The sequence below is a fragment of the Sneathiella litorea genome (assembly GCF_009882915.1).
In the GTDB taxonomy this organism is placed as follows: domain Bacteria; phylum Pseudomonadota; class Alphaproteobacteria; order Sneathiellales; family Sneathiellaceae; genus Sneathiella; species Sneathiella litorea.
This window is the reverse complement of the sequence record NZ_WTUW01000001.1, coordinates 533,637-550,952: the sequence shown is the minus strand read 5'-3', so window position 1 is coordinate 550,952 and position 17,316 is coordinate 533,637. Positions and strand designations below refer to the sequence as shown.

The following is a 17,316-nucleotide window of genomic DNA, read 5'->3' as shown; positions in this document are numbered from 1 at the left end:
GATGAAAAATGAAAAAACATATTGATAATCAGCCGGTTAATCTCTCTTCAGGCGAAGAGTTTGTTAAATCCTGGACGGAAAATGCGGCGCACCTTGAAGCCAACGGACTTTATGATCCGGCAGAGGAAAAAGATAACTGCGGCGTTGGCCTTGTGGCTGCGATTGATGGAAAACCTTCGCGTGCCGTTGTCGCGGCGGGCATTGATGCGCTGAAAGCCGTTTGGCATCGGGGTGCTGTCGATGCGGACGGAAAAACCGGTGATGGTTGTGGTATCCACGTACAGATCCCGCAGGACTTCTTTAAAGAACATATCGCGCGTACCGGACATGAACCTATCGACGGTAAGTTGGCCGTAGGAATGGTATTTCTGCCTAAAACAAATTTTGAGGCGCAGGAAACCTGTCGAACAATTGTCGAAAGCGAAATTCTCGCTTTTGGCTATTATATCTATGGTTGGCGGCAGGTCCCGGTGGATGCAAGCATTATTGGCGAAAAGGCCAACGCAACACGGCCTGAAATCGAACAGATTATGATCGCCAATACGCGCGGTGTGGATGACGACGAGTTTGAACGGGACCTCTATATCATTCGTCGAGGGATCGAAAAGAAAGTGCTCGCGGCGCATATCAGCGGATTTTACATTTGTACATTGTCCTGTCGGTCGATCATCTACAAAGGCATGTTCTTGGCCGAGCAGCTTTCGAGCTTTTACCCGGATTTGTTGGATGAGAGGTTTGTCTCAACCTTCGCGATCTATCATCAGCGCTATTCCACAAATACATTTCCAACCTGGAATCTGGCCCAACCATTCCGGATGCTGGCCCACAACGGCGAGATCAATACGATTCGCGGTAATGTCAATTGGATGAAAAGCCATGAAATCCGGATGGTATCAAATACCTTTGGCGATAAATCCGACGATTTAAAACCAATCGTTCAGGCCGGAAGCTCAGATAGCGCCGCCCTGGATGCTGTGTTCGAAGTGCTGGTCCGCGCCGGTCGTAGTGCTCCAATGGCGAAAACGCTTCTGATACCCGAGAGTTGGGGCAATAAGGAGAATATGCCGGCAAAGCATAAAGCCCTTTATGCCTACTGCAATTCAGTAATGGAGCCATGGGATGGACCTGCGGCTATTTGCGCGACAGACGGGCGCTGGGTAATTGCCGGGATGGATCGAAATGGTCTGCGCCCCCTTCGTTACACAATCACTGGTGATAATTTGCTGCTGGTTGGGTCTGAGACGGGCATGGTGCCGGTGAACGAATCTAAAATTACGCGCAAAGGCCGGGTCGGCCCAGGTGAGATGATTGGAGTGGACCTGAAAAAAGGTCGCTTCTATTTCGATCGTGAATTGAAAGACAAATTATCCAACGCGCAGCCATTTGATAAATGGATTGAGAATACAGTTGACCTCGGCAGCAAGTTCGAGGGCGCCAAAGAAGCACGAAACTTCAACCGACAGGAGCTGCGCAAACGGCAACTTTGCTCTGGCTGGTCCATGGAAGACCTTGAGTTGATTGTTCAGCCAATGGCGGAGGACGGGAAAGAAGCTATCGGGTCGATGGGGGATGATACCCCGCTTGCTATTCTTTCCAAGCAATACCGTGGGCTACATCATTATTTCCGCCAGCGTTTCAGTCAGGTCACAAACCCGCCGATTGACAGCCTGCGTGAACGTCGGGTCATGACGTTGAAAACCCGTTTGGGCAATTTGAACAATATTCTGGATGAGGATAAAAGCCAGGCCGAGATCCTGTCTTTGGAATCACCAGTGCTGACAAACGGCGAGTTTGCCGCCATGCAGGAATATATGGGCGACACCGCGCAGGAGATTGACTGCAGTTTCGACGTCACAGACGGTCCGGAGGCATTAGCCAACGCTCTTCGTTCCATCCGGGTTGAAGCGGAAAACGCGGTCAGAGGGGGTTGCTCTCACCTGATCCTGAGCGATATGAATTCGGGTGAAAACCGTGCCCCTATTCCGTCTATACTGGCGGCAGCAGGGGTTCATACACATCTTGTGAACGAAGGGCTGCGTACGTTTACGTCGATAAATATTCGCTCTGGTGAATGTCTGGATGTACAGTATTTCGCGGTTCTCATAGGTGTTGGTGCGACAACGGTCAACGCCTATTTGCTACAGGAATCGATCATGGATCGCCACGAACGGGGCCTCTTTCCCGGGCTCGATCTCCAGGCCTGTCTTGCGCGGGCGAAGGAAGCGGTCGATCAGGGTCTGCTGAAGGTCATGTCCAAGATGGGGATCTCGGTCATCAGCTCCTACCGCGGTGGGTATAACTTCGAAGCTGTTGGCCTGTCACGCGCGCTGGTCGCAGAATTTTTCCCAGGCATGCCCTCGCGAATTTCCGGCATAGGTCTTCCCGGCATTCAGCACAAAGTCCTTGAGCAGCATGAAAAAGCATATCGCCAGGATGTCATCAGCCTACCCGTTGGCGGATTATACCGCTTTAGGGCGTCTGGCGAAGTTCACTCCTTCGATGGGGAATTAGTCCATCTGTTACAGTCCGCTGTAGAGAAGGATAGCTACTCTCTTTATAAAAAATATAGCGATGGAATGCGCCAAATGGCGCCGGTCAATCTACGTGATCTGCTTGACTTCAAGGCGCAGCGCAAGCCTATCCCAATTGACGAAGTTGAAAGTATCACGGAAATTCGCAAACGGTTTGTGACGGGCGCGATGAGTCTTGGCGCGCTTAGCCAAGAAGCCCATGAAACCTTGGCTATCGCTATGAACCGGATTGGCGGCAAATCCGATTCTGGTGAAGGCGGTGAGGATGTCAATCGTTTCAAGCCTCGGTCCAATGGTGACAACGCCAACTCCGCGATCAAGCAGATCGCCTCGGGCAGGTTCGGCGTGACCGCAGAATATCTCAATAACTGTGAAGAGATTGAGATTAAAATTGCGCAAGGGGCCAAACCGGGCGAAGGCGGGCAGCTCCCCGGCTTCAAAGTTTCGGAAATGATTGCGAAATTAAGAAATTCGACGCCTGGTGTCACATTGATTTCGCCGCCGCCGCATCATGATATCTACTCTATCGAGGATCTGGCGCAGCTTATTTATGATCTCAAGCAGATTAATCCGGAGGCCCGGGTTTGCGTCAAGCTGGTGGCAGAGGCAGGTATCGGAACGGTTGCTGCAGGTGTCGCCAAGGCAAAGGCGGATGTTATCATGATTTCCGGAAATTCAGGCGGTACTGGGGCTAGCCCCCAAACCTCGCTGAAATATGCAGGTGTCCCCTGGGAGATGGGATTGCCGGAAGTAAATCAGGTTCTTACCCTGAACAAGCTTCGGCATGGAGTGTTGCTCCGGGTCGATGGCGGCATGAAAACCGGCCGGGATATCGTCATGAGCGCGATGATGGGCGGCGAGGAATATGGTCTTGGCACAGGTGCGCTGGTGGCGATGGGCTGTATTCTTGTGCGCCAATGTCATTCCAACACCTGTCCTGTCGGTATCTGCACGCAGGATGAAGACCTACGTAAGAAGTTTGAGGGGAATGCAGACAAGGTCGTCAACCTTTTCAGCTTCCTTGCAGAAGAAGTGCGCGAAATTCTCGCAGAGCTTGGTTATCGTTCCTTGCAGGAAATTATTGGACGCAGCAGCCTGCTTTCTCAGGTCAGTCGTGGCTCGGCCCATCTGGATGATCTGGATCTGAACCCGCTCTTGGCAGAGGCAGATGCCGGTAACAACCCGAGATACTGTGTCAATAAGGGACCGGTTCCTGTTCCTGAAACGCTAGATGCACAAATGATCATGGATGCTGCCAGTGTTTTCACAAAGGGCGGTGAGAAAAAGCAGCTTGCCTATAGTATTCGTAACACGCACCGGGCTATCGGCACGAAACTTTCTTCGCAGATCGTTCGGACATTCGGTATGGCGGGGCTGGAGCCAGGTCATATTACCGTTCGGCTTCGTGGCTCGGCGGGTCAGTCTCTTGGCGCGTTCGCGGTGCAGGGCCTGAAACTGGAAGTGCTGGGAGATGCCAATGACTATTGTGGCAAGGGCCTCTCTGGCGGAACCATTGTGGTTCGACCGCTAACCTCCAGTCCGCTAAAGTGGAATGAAAACGCCATTATCGGCAATACGGTTCTTTATGGTGCCACGTCAGGCGCGCTCTATGCTGCCGGTCAGGCGGGTGAACGATTTGCTGTCCGCAACTCTGGCGCCGTCACTGTGGTTGAGGGATGTGGAACAAACGGCTGCGAGTATATGACAGGCGGAATGGTAGCAATTCTGGGCGCTGTCGGTGATAACTTCGCTGCGGGAATGACCGGGGGCATGGCCTTTGTTTATGATGTCGATGACGTATTACCTGTTCACATTAACGATGAATCGGTTGTCTATCAGAGACTCGCTTCCAGCTATTGGGAAGACGTGCTTAAGAAAATGATTTCGGATCATGTCGAAAACACCCATTCCAAATTCGCGCAGGCACTGCTTGCTGATTGGGGGTGGGAGCGCGATCGTTTCTATCAGGTATGTCCCAAGGAAATGCTGAACAAGCTTGCCCATCCGCTTTCCGATGAGCTTGCCCAGCAGCGCGCCTAGGCGATTAATTATTAATTCAAGAAAGCCGGAGCAGTCATGCCCCGGCTTTTTTTTTGTGGGCAGAATTTTCCCGCAACCGGACAAATACTCCATTATGTTTACCTCAGCTTGATGGCAGCCAGCAGACGGCAGGAGGTTTGTTTTGGCATGGACCTTGCTTGAACTAAGAAAGTAAAAAATGATTCAAGTATTCTAGGAGATAAACCTAAAATGGAAAACTCAGCTGCTGTCGACCATGGTAAAGCGCATAAACTATCCATGAAATTCTCGGATCCAATCATCAACACGGAAGACGTAAAATGGGCGGCGCGGCGATTTATCCTGATTTATGGAGAAGAGGCGCCGGAAATGGTTCTTCGGCAAGTCACCCGTCTTGATCAGCGTGGCAAAATTCGTGTTGCTGAGATGTTTGAGCGTATTCGGCGTGAATGTGCCCGGCTTTTAAAGCGAAGTGAAAACCTCAGGATTTATCCCGTTAACTGAGATCCGCTCCTTATTGTTCCAACATTTTTTTTCGAAACCTGCAATCACCCTATTCTACATTCGATCTGCATGAGGTAATGTCCCCCCATGCGAACACTCTATCATTTTTGGATATCCCCGGCCTGCCGTAAGGTTCGGCTAGCGCTTTCAGAGAAAGGTCTTGAATTCGACCTTAAAATCGAAAAACCCTGGGAAAGAAGGCCGGGCTTTTTAGCTATAAACCCTGCGGGTGAAGTTCCCGTTCTGGTCGAGGAGAATGAAAACATTCTGGCGGACAGCCAAGCCATTTGCGAGTATCTGGAAGAAAACTACAAAGATGTGAGCTTGCTTCCCCAAGATAAAATTGCCCGCGCAGAAACTAGACGGCTCATCGGCTGGTTCGATCGGAAGTTTTTTGTGGAAGTTACCGATAACCTGGTCGAGGAAAAGATCATGAAGCGGCTGACAAAATCGGGAACGCCGAATACGGCGGCCATCCGAGCTGGCCATCACAACATCCACTACCATCTCGAATATATAACCTATCTGGTGGAGCGGCGGTCCTGGCTGGCGGGCGATGATTTCAGTCTTGCTGATATCGCAGCTGCGGCACAGCTTTCCAGTGTCGATTATCTCGGTGATGTGCCATGGGAACAACATCCGGCTGCTAAAATCTGGTACGCGCGCGCAAAATCGCGGCCAAGCTTTCGCGCCATTCTGGGAGACAACCTGCCAGGGATGCCGGCACCATCTCATTATGCCGATCTCGACTTCTGATTTGTCCCGGGGGGCCGTAAATAAGGCCGATCTGCGGGCCGCAGCACTAGCGGAGGGGTTTGATGCGGTGGGTTTTGCAGCAGCTGACTTTGGCACGCAACCAGGCGAGTTTCTGGAAAAGTTTATCGCGGAAAAGCGCTACGGTGATATGGACTGGATTGTTGAAAAGGCAGCTCGCCGACGCCATCCGCAAGCACTCTGGCCGGAGGCAAAATCAGTCATAATGCTTGGGTTGAACTATGGCCCGGAAAAAGATCCTCTAGCTTATACTGAAGAGCAGGAACATGGTGTCATTTCAGTTTATGCACAAGGCCGGGACTATCATGACATTATCAAGAAAAAATTGAAGCGCATCGCGCGCGGCGTTGTCCGTGACTATGGCGGAGATGTAAAAGTCTTTGTCGATACAGCGCCGGTGATGGAAAAACCACTGGCGGCCAAAGCAGGACTTGGCTGGCAGGGAAAACATACTAACCTTTTAAGTCGGGAGTTTGGGTCCTGGCTATTTCTAGGGTGCATATTTACAACTCATGAAATTACCCCTGATAGAGAGGTTGATGGAAGTTGCGGGTCTTGTCGTGCTTGTCTGGATATTTGCCCGACAAAAGCTTTTCCCGCGCCTTATCAGCTCGACGCCCGAAGGTGTATCTCCTACCTCACGATTGAAACGAAGTCGCATATTGATCGGGAGATGCGGCCACTAATTGGGAACCGAATTTATGGATGCGATGACTGCCTGGCGGTTTGTCCCTGGAATAAATATGCGGAAAAATCACGCGAAATAAAGCTCCAGCCTCGGCCAGAGCTGATCGCTCCAAGGCTTGCCGACCTTGCGATACTTGACGATGCTGCTTTTCGTTCCCTTTTTACGGGCTCGCCTGTTAAAAGGCTCGGCCGAAATCGCTTTGTACGCAACGTCCTTATTGCAATCGGAAACAGTCGGAAATCGGCTTTTCTGGACGTAGTGACGCCACTACTGAGCGACGCCTCGCCAATTGTCCGTGTCGCTGCGATTTGGGCATTCGGGCAGTTGGCGGACCGCAAAATTTATAGCCGCGAACGGAAAAAGCTGATAGGGCGGGAAACCGACGAGGCGGTGCGGTCGGAATGGAATCTGAGCAAAGGGATTGAGAATGAGCAGGCTTGACAGTTTTATCCGGCGCGTGAGTGCTCAGCGGGATTGTCTCAATTATGCGGCGGAGTTAATAAAGGATTATCCGGGCAGTGTGTTAGAGCTGGGTTTGGGAAATGGCCGGACTTTTGACCACCTGCGCAGCCTGATGCCAACGCGGGATATTTATGTTTTCGACCGTCATGTTAAAGCGCATCCGGACTGCATCCCAGATAATGACCATATGATTGTGGGAGACTTTCTGGAAACCGTTCCCTCGGCGCTTGAAAAAATGATATCGAAGGCAGTTCTTGCCCATTGCGATATCGGCTCGGGCGACAAGGCGGCAAGCGTGGCCCTTGCAAAAGCACTTGGCACAAGCCTTCCAAAATTACTTACCCCTGGTGCGATCATTGTCAGTGATCAACCCTTTAATATGGATAACTGGCAGACGTTACCGCTTCCTGAAGGGGTGGCCGAAGGGCGATATCACCTTTACCGCCAGATTTGATCTTTGTTATTGGGCCAGATATCCCCCGTCTGCAACAAATTCAGCACCCGTCACGAACCCGGCCTCATCGGACGCGAGGTAGAGGATCATGGAGGCAATTTCCTCCGGCTTGCCGAGACGGCCCATCGGGTGTGCCTGTTTCAATCTTGTTTCTTCTACCTCCCGTTCCGTCTCTGCGATTTTATCAAACCGTCGCATGACCATTGGCGTTTCAATATAGCCTGGGTGGACCGAGTTAATACGTACATTGTACCCTTTTTCAGCGCACTCAATGGCTGCTGCTTTTGTAAACAGCCTGACGCCGCCTTTGCTGGCGGAATAAGCCGAGATGTTGGACATACCGACAAAGCCGAGAACGGATGAGATATTGACGATTGAGCCGCCACCTGTCTCTTTCATGCTGGCTACGGCGACTTGTGTTCCTAGAAATGTTCCATCGAGATTAATGGAAATAGTCTGGCGCCAGAAATCATAGTCCATCTCAAGAAGACCCTTTGCCCGCCCGATACCCGCAGAATTGATCAGGATATCCAGCTGTCCCCAGCGGACCGTAACCGCCTCCAAGACCGCTTGCCATTCCTGCGGATTAACTACATTCAAGTTCTGGTAGAAGGTTTCTCCGCCCGCTTTGTTCAGGCTTCGGGCTAAGGCTTCGCCCCTATCCGGATCGATATCAGAGAGAGCGACTTTTGCGCCTTCCTGCACGAACCGTTCCGCTGTTGCTTTTCCAATTCCCGAAGCAGCTCCTGAAATGAGGGCGATTTTTCCTTCCAAACGGCGGCCGTTTGGCAATACCGTTGCCATATTTCCCTCCCTTTTATTATTATATTCTGACTTTGCCGCAAGCTTTCGCCTCGAGCAAGCCTTAACCGCCGATTGATTTGGAGAGCAAGGTATAGGTCACGACGGGGGTGTGGCCTTTCAGTCCGGTTTCGCCTTGAGGCTTCAGCGTGAATGCATTTTCGAGTAATTGCGCCGTTTTCTCGGATATTAGAATGTCGCCGGTCCTTGCCGTTTGCTGGAGTCGCGCGGCGATATTCACAGCATCACCCCATATATCGTATGAATATTTGCTATGGCCGATGACGCCAGCAACCACCGACCCTGTGTTGATCCCGATTCTGAGGCCAAGTGGCTCGGGCGATGCCTGAGCCAGTTGTTTAACATACGTCATGATTTCGAGGGCAAAGGCAGCGGCCTCGTTCGCGCCGGCTTTTGCATCGTCATTAAGGCCACCACAGACCATATAGGCATCGCCAATGGTTTTGATCTTCTCAAGCCCATGTTGACTGATAATATTGTCAAAATGCGAGAAAATCCTGTCCAGTAGGGAAACAACTTCCTCCGGTGGACGGTTCATTGCGTAGCTGGTGAACCCGGATATATCCGCAAAGAGGATCGTGACATTGTCGAGCCGGTCTGCGATTGGGCGCTGTTCCTGTTTCAGCCGCTCGCCTATTGCTTCGGGTAGCATGTTACGGATCAAATTTTCACTGCTCCCCCGTTCCATCTCCAAAAGGCTGTATGTCTTCTCTTTTTGGGTGACAAAGTAGACGAGCAATATAAACGCAACAATGGATACCCCGCTTAAATTCATCACAAAAAGGATTGTAACCAATTCGGGGGGCAAGCCCTTTTCCAATGCGGGAGCGTGATAATTGATGGCGGCGCCGATGAGAATCAGAAAAATAAAGGCGACGAACCAATATATCGCCGTCTTCCGGCTTGCAAAAACCAACGCGCCCATGGGGCTGATCAAGGACCAGACAATGACGGCGGAAGAATTGATAAACCCGTCAAGCTCTAGCATCACCAGAAAGGGAAGCATGAGGGTGAGGAAAAGCTGACTCTCCCGGAGAAGGCGATAGCCTTTTGCCTTGCGGAAAAGAAACAAGGTGGCAATGGAGATGACTGTAAAGGCCCAGGCAATGGCAGCAGCTTTGTATTCCCCGAAATAGGCATAGATACCGCCCCAGAAAAAAGCTGGTATCGCCATCATCGTCGCACAAAGCACCAGAAGCCGGTGGGATAGCTCCGAATCTCCCAAACTTGCATCCATCGCAAATCGCGGCGATGGAGCCTCAGGTTTTTTGTCTCCGCTCATCAATGGATTATCCAGCTAATCACCGGCAAGGACAAGCCCATGCAGCGGAAGGTCTAGGCGAGGTTTGAAAAATCAACAACGACGGGTGCATGATCCGAGGGCTTTTCCCAGTCTCGGGCGTCGAGGGTGATTTCCATATTCTTTAAATGGGGTTTTAGGGCTGGCGTTACCCAGACATGGTCGAGTCGCCGCCCCCGGTTTGATGCGCGCCAGTCCCGTGCGCGATAGCTCCACCAGGAAAATAGAGGCTCCGGCTCCGGCACAAAATGGCGCATTGCATCGACCCAATCGTGCGAACTAAAGATTCTCTCCATATGTTCAACTTCTATCGGCGTATGGCTGACGACCTTCAAAAGTTGTTTGTGGTTCCAGACATCAGTCTCGAAAGGCGCAACGTTAAGATCCCCCACAAGGATTAATTTATTGTCCTCTGACCTACGTTCCGTAAACCAGTCGGTCATCTCCGTCATGAACTCGAGTTTATGCGCAAACTTATCGTTCACCGTTATATCTGGAATATCGCCACCAGCAGGCACATAAAAATTATGCAACTCCACGCCGTTTTCCAAGGTGACGGCCAGATGTCTCTTGTCATCCTTGCCGCACCATGACTTGGATTGTGACGGGACGAATGGCAGTTTAGAGAAGATGGCAACGCCATTGTAACTCTTCTGTCCTGCGATAGCATGATGCGTAAACCCCATTTTTACAAAGGCCTTGAGGGGAAACTCGTTATCAGTCACCTTGGTTTCCTGAAGGCAGAGAATGTCGGGCTGGTTTTGCGCAACAAACTGCTCGACATGAGCAAGGCGAGCCCGGACAGAATTGACGTTCCAGGTGACTAGGCGCAGATCGTTCATTAAAATACTTTCTTGATTACTCTCAGAATATATTAAAACTGCTGCCCGTGATGGCAATTGGCCAATGCCCTTGCTCAAACAGCTTGTATTTAAGGGCGAAGGGATGAGTGTCTTCTTCTCCGGCCGCAAGGACAAGAGCGGCCTGATGGCAGCTTTGCACGGCTGAGCCGATTGCTGCACGGATCAGTTCTTGATCCTCAATACCGGCATCTTCCGCCATGGATTCTACTGCAGCGGAGACTGTTTCGGACGCCGTTGCCGAGACATGGGTAAGGGCAAGATTGAGATCCTCCTCGCTCATGAGCTCGAGCGCCGCTGTCGTCAATCCCATGCGAAGCTGTTCCTCCGCTTCCCACCATTCGCTGTTAAATTCAGGATTACTGGCAGCGAAGCCGGCATCTTCCCAAGTCTCCACCTCGGCAACAAAGGCATCTGGAAACCCAAGGGTGTCCATATAATCTCGGGCTGTAGCCATGGTTTCCCTTGGCAACGGCTCGCCTACTTCAGCGAACCAGGGAATAGAGGGGATAAGTTTATTAAAACGAACAACAGATACTAACGTTGGATAATCTTCGATATCAGGTAGGTCTTCATCGAAATCGTCATCATAATCCATATTGGTCTCTCGATTAATCAGCATGCCGGCCTATGTAACATGGATTTGAGTGTCAATTCATACTTATTCGTAGTCGCTGTCGAAGAAGGTAAAGAGTTCAGCTTTCAACTTGATGTTTTTCTCGACCTTGCCGAGGCTGATACTCGTAACCTGACCTTGAGCGTCAGTTACCAGCCATTGGCGCAACTGAAGCGGGTTATCGCTGAAAATCAGGACGATATTGCCTTCGTCAGGATTATCTGTGTCGACAATGGTAATCCGCAGGGTATTGGCATCATGCTCCACCTTGGTGACTGTAACATCGCCACTCAATTTAACATCTTCCTTAAGCAGGATACTAACCGGAGTTGCCGACAGCGGCAGCCGTGTCGTCTCCTTTAACTCCTTGTCGTGAAACACCAGCCAGAGCCCATCCGCAACAACAAGAATTTGCGCGGGCGGCTTATATTCGAAGCGCATCCGGCCGGGTTTTCGCATATATACCGCGCCTTCGGCAATGCCACCTGCGGAGTCGATCTGTAGAAAATCGGCCCGCATTGTTTTTATGGTGTCAAGATACGCCTCGACACGCGCGATTTGCGCCTGATCCTCCGCCTCCAGTGCCGCAAGAGTAAGGGTTGGTCCAGACATCATGGTCATCATTATCGCAAGCGAGAAAAAGACTGTTTTTTGTAATAATCGCATGACGTCTCACTTCAGGTTTGGTTTTGGTTGCCGGGTTACTCCCCCTGATATGGGAAGTGCATGACAAAATGCCAGTAGATTGACAGCGGTCTAGCGCTCCCGGTCGTTGATATCTCGTGCCAGCACCTCACGCTTACCAACATGGTTGGCCGAACCGATCACGCCTTCCTTTTCCATCTGGTCAATAATGCGGGCGGCGCGGTTATACCCGATTTGCAAGTGGCGCTGTACGAAACTGGTCGACGCTTTGCGCTCCCGGCAGACAAGTTCTACAGCACGATCATAAAGCTCATCACCAGAATTTCCGCCGGACCCACCGCCCATCATGCCATCGAAATCGCCTTGATCCTCTTCGGTGACCTCTTCCTTATAGTTCGGCTCGCCCTGCGATTTCAGGAAGCTGACAACCTGCTCGACTTCCTCATCGGATACGAAGGGACCATGGACACGCTGCACGCGTCCGGCGCCCGGCATATAGAGCATGTCGCCCTGGCCGAGTAGCTGTTCAGCCCCCTGTTCACCCAACACTGTCCGGCTGTCAATCTTGGACGTTACCTGGAAGCTGATCCGGGTCGGGAAGTTGGCCTTGATCGTACCGGTGATAACATCAACGGATGGTCGTTGCGTTGCCATAATCACATGCAACCCGGCCGCGCGGGCCATCTGGGCGAGGCGCTGCACTGCCACTTCGATATCCTTGCCGGCGACCATCATCAGGTCGGCCATCTCATCAACAATGATCACGATCATCGGTAGCGGCTCTGTATCGAGGGCGCGTTCTTCAAATACGGGCTCGCCGGAGGCGGCATCAAATCCCGTTTGCACTGTGCGTTTCAGCACTTCCCCTTTTTTCTGGGCTTCGCGGATACGCTGGTTATAACCATCGACATTCCGGACGCCGAGTTCGGCCATCTTGCGATAACGGTCTTCCATCTCCTTCACCGCCCATTTAAGCGCGACAACGGCTTTTCCGGGTTCGGTCACCACCGGGGCCAGAAGATGCGGGATGCCATCATAAACGGAGAGTTCCAGCATCTTCGGATCGATCATGATAAAGCGGCATTCATCCGGAGATAGCCGGTAGAGCAGCGACAGGATCATGGTGTTTACGGCAACGGATTTACCCGAGCCCGTTGTACCGGCGATGAGAAGATGCGGCATTCGGGCGAGATCAGCAACGACCAGATCACCGCCAATATCTTTACCGAGCGCGAGGGTGAGTTTTGAATTCGTGCTCTCATAAGCCGCGGCCGAGAGAAGCTCGCGTAGGAACACAGTTTCCCGCCGCTGATTGGGAAGCTCAATGCCGATGGCGTTGCGGCCGGGAATAACAGCGATACGGGTTGAAATCGCACTCATGGAGCGGGCGATATCATCGGCCAGACCTATTACGCGGGAGCTTTTCAGGCCCGGCGCGGGCTCCAGTTCATAGAGCGTGACAACGGGGCCCGGCCGAACCCGGCTGATATCCCCCTTGATCCCATAATCATCGAGCACGGATTCAAGAAGGCGCGCATTTTTCGATAAGGCTTCCTCACTTACGGGTTTGGACACCAGCTTGGTATCGGGAAGCGAGAGCAGGTCAAGTGGTGGAAGCTGATACTCACCGGTTGGGCCTAGGTCAAGCGCAGGCTGTTTCTCAGCCGCGACCCTTTTGCCAACGGCGGCTCCGGATTTGCGCTGCTCGATTTGTGGTTCCACGGCTTTGCGGATAATCGGCTTTTTCTCTTTTTTGATCCGGGTCTTTTTCTTCTTGGGTGGTGTGACCACATCATCCAGTTCGTCATCTTCCTCTACATCCGGATCACGCCGGAAGCGGAAGTCGCGTAAATATCCAGGCGCGAGCAAAAGTGTTTGCACAACAGCCTTAAGTGACAGACCCACAACCCGCCATTCCTGCCTAGAGACGCCAAAGGATACAAGAAGAAGTGCAATCGCAATAACCAGCATAACCGATCCAAGGAGAGCCGAATGAATATCCAGACCAATCTGCTGACCGCCAACGATGATTGAGTTGAAAATCACTTCACCGACGATGCCGCCGTAACCCGAGTTTAGGGGCCAGTTCTCGGCAACAGGTAGCGCTGCCAATGTCGCTGAGGTAAAGGAGACACCAAACGGCAGTACGGCAAGGTGAACCCACCCCCAGCGCAATCCCCGATGTGACATCACGCGCCATGCCCAGGCAATCAGTCCCAGTATAAGGGCAACTGATCCAAAGCCGATCGTCTGCAGTAGCAGGTCGGCAAGGTGAGCCCCGCCCAGACCCAGAAAATTGCCCGGTGGATTGTCTGTTGCATGATTGAAATTGGGATCGTCCGGCGAGTAGGACACAAGCGACAGAATGCAGATTAACGCCAGCAGTAATAGCGACAGCCCGCCCAGTTCAACCAGCCGCCGGTGAAGAAAATCCACGCTTCCACTCGGCAATAGGGAAATCGATTTGGAGCCTTTTGATTTAAACATCATACGGACATTCTATAAGCTATTGGCAAGCCTAGTTAAAGCTTCTTTACTGTTCTCTGGCGGTGCGACCAGGGCAACACGAATATAGGGGTCGCCGGGATTTACACCATCGGAGCCAGCCACACTCAGGAAATGGCCCGGCAGGACACGGATTGCGGCTTTTGTCCAAAGTCGTTTTGCGGCTTCGACGCCATCTCCAACATCTAGCCAGAGAAAGAAACCACCCTCAGGGCGGTAAAATCCGAACCTTGATCCGAAGATTTCCTCGGCTATATCGAATTTTTGCCGATAAAGGGCACGGTTTTCCTCTGCGTGGTCATCGTCATTCCATAATGCCGTTGCCGCGGCGCATACGGGCAGCGGTGAAGCAGCACCGGCAAAATTGCGCAAGTTTAGAAACGTTTTGATAATTGATGCCTCTCCTACACAAAAACCGGATCGCAGCCCCGCAGCACTGGAGCGCTTGGAAAGGGAGTGGAAGGCCAGCATGTGATCAAGCGATCCTCCAAATTCTTTGCAAATTTCCAGGATGCCGGTCGGAGGCGTATGATCATAAATCTCGGAATAACATTCATCAACGATCAACATGAAATCATGCTTGCGTGCCAGTTCAAGTGCCGCTTTGAGATATTCCGCGCTAGCGACTGTTCCCTGCGGGTTGGACGGGTTGCATAAATAGAAGGCGGATGCGCGATCAAGCAGCTCTGGTGCTAACGCATCGAGGTCGGGGAAAAAATGAGTATCCGGGCCAGCTGCAAGAAACATCGGCTCTGCCCCTGCCATCACCGCTGCCGCATGATAGACGTGATAATAGGGTGTCGGCAGAAGGATAACCGGCTTGGTTTGATTATGACCGGCCCGCTCAGTAATGACCGATGCAATCATATAAAGCGCTTCTTTAGTGCCGTTTACGGGGGCGATATTCTGATCGGCTTCGATCATGCCTTCGGATAACGAATAACGGCGGGTTAGCCACTTAGTGATTGCAGCTCTTAATTCCGGTGTCCCCGCGACCGGTGGATACTTACCATAGAGATGTTCATTGGCGCGTAGTGCATCGATCATCAACTGCGGCGGTTTGTGCTGCGGCTCGCCAATTGTCAGGATAAGGGGCTCAAAATTCTGTGCGGGCGTCAGCGGATCAAGAAGCGATCGAAGCGCATCGAAGGGGGAACCACGTAAATGGGACAGTTCGGAGTTAATCATATACGCAAGATACCGATGTCGAAGGGATTAAAAGGCCCTCGAATTTAGATAAATCACCCGCAGTATACAAGTACCTTACACCAGATACATAAAAATGCCCAAATTCCGACAATGTAACACTGCTGGAATTTGGGCGGCTAGACTATTATGGCTGCACGAAACTTGATCCGTGCAGCCATTATTTTTGTTGGGTTTAGAAGGATTTTGATCCCTGTCCAAACTCGGGATAGGCTTCAAGGCCAAGCTCTGCCTTGTCAAGACCTTCAACTTCATCCTCTTCACTCGCCCGGATGCCGATGGTGTATTTCAGTAGCAGCCAGAAAATAGTGCTAACGACAAGGACAAAGGCGCCGATAGCAACGATACCAGTCAGCTGTGTGACGAATGTAGCTTCTGAATCGGAAAGCACAACGGCCAACGTACCCCAGATACCGCAAAAAAGATGGGCTGGTATGGCGCCGACAACGTCGTCAATTTTCAACTTGTCAAGCAGCGGAACCGCGAAGACCACAATGGCACCGCCAACAGCGCCAATTGCGATTGCCATGCCGATAGTAGGGTCTGCAGGCTCAGCCGTAATCGATACGAGGCCACCAATGGCACCGTTTAACGCTAACGTCAGATCGACTTTCTTGTACATGATCTGGGTTACGACCATCGCCGCGAGAACGCCGCCGGCTGCTGCCATGTTGGTGTTAGCGAAGACGTTAGCCATTTCAATGACGCTGGCCGCGGAGCCGAGTGCGAGCACAGAACCACCGTTAAACCCGAACCAACCGAGCCACAGAATAAATGTGCCGAGGGTGGCAAGTGGCAGGTTTGCACCTGGGATTGGGTTAACCTTGCCGTCAGCTGTGTACTTGCCTTTACGGGCACCGAGGATAATTGCACCAGTCAACGCAGCCCAGCCACCAACGGAATGCACCAAAGTGGAACCTGCATAATCGGAGAAGCCCATTTCAGCGAGCCAGCCACCGCCCCATACCCAGGAACCCTGGATTGGATAGATGATTGCAGTCAGCAGGACAACAAAGGCGAGGAATGACCACAGCTTTGTCCGCTCGGCCAGTGTACCGGATACGATAGAGGCGGCTGTCGCCACGAAGACCATTTGAAAGAACCAGTCTGAAGAGGCTGAATAACCGCCATCGGAGAAGGTTCCAGCAAGTGCATCTGCGTCATCAGGACCCCAGAATGGACTAAAACTCCCGATAAACCCGGTAACATCCATATACATCAGGTTGTAACCAACCAGATAGAAGGTCAAGCCTGCGATCGAATACAGGGCAATGTTCTTAAGGCAAATGGTCGCAGTATTCTTGGACCGGACAAGGCCACTTTCCAGCATGGCAAAACCGGCCGCCATCCACATGACGAGGGCGCCATTCACCAGAAACGAGAATGTATTGAGCACATAGGCTGTTTCACTATCGACGGCAGCATAAGCGGGCGCTGCGCCAATAAGAGCGAATGCCGCAACGGATGCGGCGGCAGATTTCATATAGTTCATTGTACGCATCATTAATCTCCTAGAGCGCGTCTGCGTCGGTTTCGCCCGTGCGAATACGGACAACGTTCATCAAATCGAAAACAAAGATTTTGCCATCGCCGATCTGTCCGGTTTTCGCAGCGCCAGCGATTGCTTCGACCACCTGCTCGGCAAGATCCTCTCTAACGGCAACCTCAATTTTAATTTTGGGGAGAAAAGAGATTGCATACTCCGCGCCGCGGTATATTTCCGTATGCCCTTTTTGTCGCCCATACCCTTTGACTTCAGTTGCGGTAAGCCCATCGACACCGATTGATGTCAGGGCTTCACGCACTTCGTCCAGTTTGAAGGGCTTAATAACAGCCATTACCAGCTTCATGGTGGTCACCTCATTGACTTGTCTTGTTTGACCGGGGTGAAAAACTCCGGTTTCGGTTGTTTAGTCTTCAAGACCCGTGC

The 17,316-nt window shown here is 51.8% G+C and carries 14 protein-coding genes; 5 read left to right on the top strand and 9 right to left on the bottom strand.

The genetic code is table 11. From position 1 onward, the window contains the following. The first annotated feature begins 8 nt into the window (after positions 1-8). From gltB to GQE98_RS02675, 5 genes are all read left to right on the top strand, one after another. Positions 9-4,571: a glutamate synthase large subunit gene (gene gltB / locus GQE98_RS02695; RefSeq protein ID WP_161313996.1), complete on the top strand. Its 4,563-nt coding sequence runs from the start codon at positions 9-11 to the stop codon at positions 4,569-4,571. A 210-nt stretch (positions 4,572-4,781) separates the two neighbouring features. Beyond that, complete coding sequence (locus GQE98_RS02690) at positions 4,782-5,054, top strand: hypothetical protein (protein WP_161313995.1); 273 nt, start codon at positions 4,782-4,784, stop codon at positions 5,052-5,054. An 87-nt stretch (positions 5,055-5,141) separates the two neighbouring features. Beyond that, complete coding sequence (gene fzlA / locus GQE98_RS02685; RefSeq protein ID WP_161313994.1) at positions 5,142-5,810, top strand: FtsZ-binding protein FzlA; 669 nt, start codon at positions 5,142-5,144, stop codon at positions 5,808-5,810. Beyond that, complete coding sequence (gene queG / locus GQE98_RS02680; protein ID WP_161313993.1) at positions 5,791-6,957, top strand: tRNA epoxyqueuosine(34) reductase QueG; 1,167 nt, start codon at positions 5,791-5,793, stop codon at positions 6,955-6,957. The genes fzlA and queG overlap by 20 nt, the downstream gene beginning before the upstream one ends. Beyond that, on the top strand, positions 6,944-7,432 hold the full coding sequence (locus tag GQE98_RS02675) for a class I SAM-dependent methyltransferase (protein ID WP_161313992.1): 489 nt from the start codon (positions 6,944-6,946) through the stop codon (positions 7,430-7,432). The genes queG and GQE98_RS02675 overlap by 14 nt, the downstream gene beginning before the upstream one ends. A gap of 6 nt (positions 7,433-7,438) precedes the next feature. On the opposite strand, the gene GQE98_RS02670 is transcribed toward GQE98_RS02675, so the two are convergent. The 9 genes from GQE98_RS02670 to GQE98_RS02630 form a co-directional block, all read right to left on the bottom strand. Then, on the bottom strand, positions 7,439-8,236 hold the full coding sequence (locus GQE98_RS02670; protein ID WP_161313991.1) for an SDR family NAD(P)-dependent oxidoreductase: 798 nt from the start codon (positions 8,234-8,236) through the stop codon (positions 7,439-7,441). A 61-nt stretch (positions 8,237-8,297) separates the two neighbouring features. After that, entirely contained in the window at positions 8,298-9,536 is a 1,239-nt protein-coding gene (locus GQE98_RS02665) for an adenylate/guanylate cyclase domain-containing protein (RefSeq protein ID WP_161313990.1), read from the bottom strand. 53 nt (positions 9,537-9,589) lie between these two features. Further along, positions 9,590-10,387 (bottom strand): exodeoxyribonuclease III, encoded by a 798-nt coding sequence (gene xth / locus GQE98_RS02660; protein ID WP_161314780.1) that lies wholly within the window; start codon positions 10,385-10,387, stop codon positions 9,590-9,592. Between the two features lie 31 nt (positions 10,388-10,418). Continuing rightward, positions 10,419-11,012 carry a hypothetical protein gene (locus GQE98_RS02655; RefSeq protein WP_161313989.1) on the bottom strand — a complete coding sequence of 198 codons (594 nt, stop codon included), beginning with the start codon at positions 11,010-11,012 and terminating at the stop codon, positions 10,419-10,421. A gap of 63 nt (positions 11,013-11,075) precedes the next feature. After that, the gene (locus GQE98_RS02650) at positions 11,076-11,696 is read right to left on the bottom strand and encodes a LolA family protein (RefSeq protein ID WP_161313988.1); all 621 of its coding nucleotides are present in this window, start codon (positions 11,694-11,696) and stop codon (positions 11,076-11,078) included. Between the two features lie 90 nt (positions 11,697-11,786). Beyond that, the gene (locus GQE98_RS02645; RefSeq protein ID WP_161314779.1) at positions 11,787-14,162 is read right to left on the bottom strand and encodes a DNA translocase FtsK; all 2,376 of its coding nucleotides are present in this window, start codon (positions 14,160-14,162) and stop codon (positions 11,787-11,789) included. Between the two features lie 12 nt (positions 14,163-14,174). Then, positions 14,175-15,368, bottom strand: coding sequence for an aminotransferase class I/II-fold pyridoxal phosphate-dependent enzyme (locus GQE98_RS02640; protein ID WP_161313987.1), 1,194 nt, complete (start codon positions 15,366-15,368; stop codon positions 14,175-14,177). Between the two features lie 193 nt (positions 15,369-15,561). Further along, complete coding sequence (locus GQE98_RS02635) at positions 15,562-16,890, bottom strand: ammonium transporter (RefSeq protein WP_161313986.1); 1,329 nt, start codon at positions 16,888-16,890, stop codon at positions 15,562-15,564. 7 nt (positions 16,891-16,897) lie between these two features. Beyond that, positions 16,898-17,236, bottom strand: coding sequence for a P-II family nitrogen regulator (locus GQE98_RS02630; protein WP_161313985.1), 339 nt, complete (start codon positions 17,234-17,236; stop codon positions 16,898-16,900). Positions 17,237-17,316 lie beyond the last annotated feature (80 nt).

Excerpts from the sequence above, each read along its gene's own strand:
- gltB (WP_161313996.1), top strand. The coding sequence starts at position 9 with ATGAAAAAACATATTGATAATCAGCCGGTTAATCTCTCTTCAGGCGAA.
- GQE98_RS02690 (WP_161313995.1), top strand. The coding sequence starts at position 4,782 with ATGGAAAACTCAGCTGCTGTCGACCATGGTAAAGCGCATAAACTATCC.
- fzlA (WP_161313994.1), top strand. The coding sequence starts at position 5,142 with ATGCGAACACTCTATCATTTTTGGATATCCCCGGCCTGCCGTAAGGTT.
- queG (WP_161313993.1), top strand. The coding sequence starts at position 5,791 with ATGCCGATCTCGACTTCTGATTTGTCCCGGGGGGCCGTAAATAAGGCC.
- GQE98_RS02675 (WP_161313992.1), top strand. The coding sequence starts at position 6,944 with ATGAGCAGGCTTGACAGTTTTATCCGGCGCGTGAGTGCTCAGCGGGAT.
- GQE98_RS02670 (WP_161313991.1), bottom strand. The coding sequence starts at position 8,236 with ATGGCAACGGTATTGCCAAACGGCCGCCGTTTGGAAGGAAAAATCGCC.
- GQE98_RS02665 (WP_161313990.1), bottom strand. The coding sequence starts at position 9,536 with ATGAGCGGAGACAAAAAACCTGAGGCTCCATCGCCGCGATTTGCGATG.
- GQE98_RS02655 (WP_161313989.1), bottom strand. The coding sequence starts at position 11,012 with ATGGATTATGATGACGATTTCGATGAAGACCTACCTGATATCGAAGAT.
- GQE98_RS02650 (WP_161313988.1), bottom strand. The coding sequence starts at position 11,696 with ATGCGATTATTACAAAAAACAGTCTTTTTCTCGCTTGCGATAATGATG.
- GQE98_RS02645 (WP_161314779.1), bottom strand. The coding sequence starts at position 14,162 with ATGTTTAAATCAAAAGGCTCCAAATCGATTTCCCTATTGCCGAGTGGA.
- GQE98_RS02640 (WP_161313987.1), bottom strand. The coding sequence starts at position 15,368 with ATGATTAACTCCGAACTGTCCCATTTACGTGGTTCCCCCTTCGATGCG.
- GQE98_RS02635 (WP_161313986.1), bottom strand. The coding sequence starts at position 16,890 with ATGATGCGTACAATGAACTATATGAAATCTGCCGCCGCATCCGTTGCG.
- GQE98_RS02630 (WP_161313985.1), bottom strand. The coding sequence starts at position 17,236 with ATGAAGCTGGTAATGGCTGTTATTAAGCCCTTCAAACTGGACGAAGTG.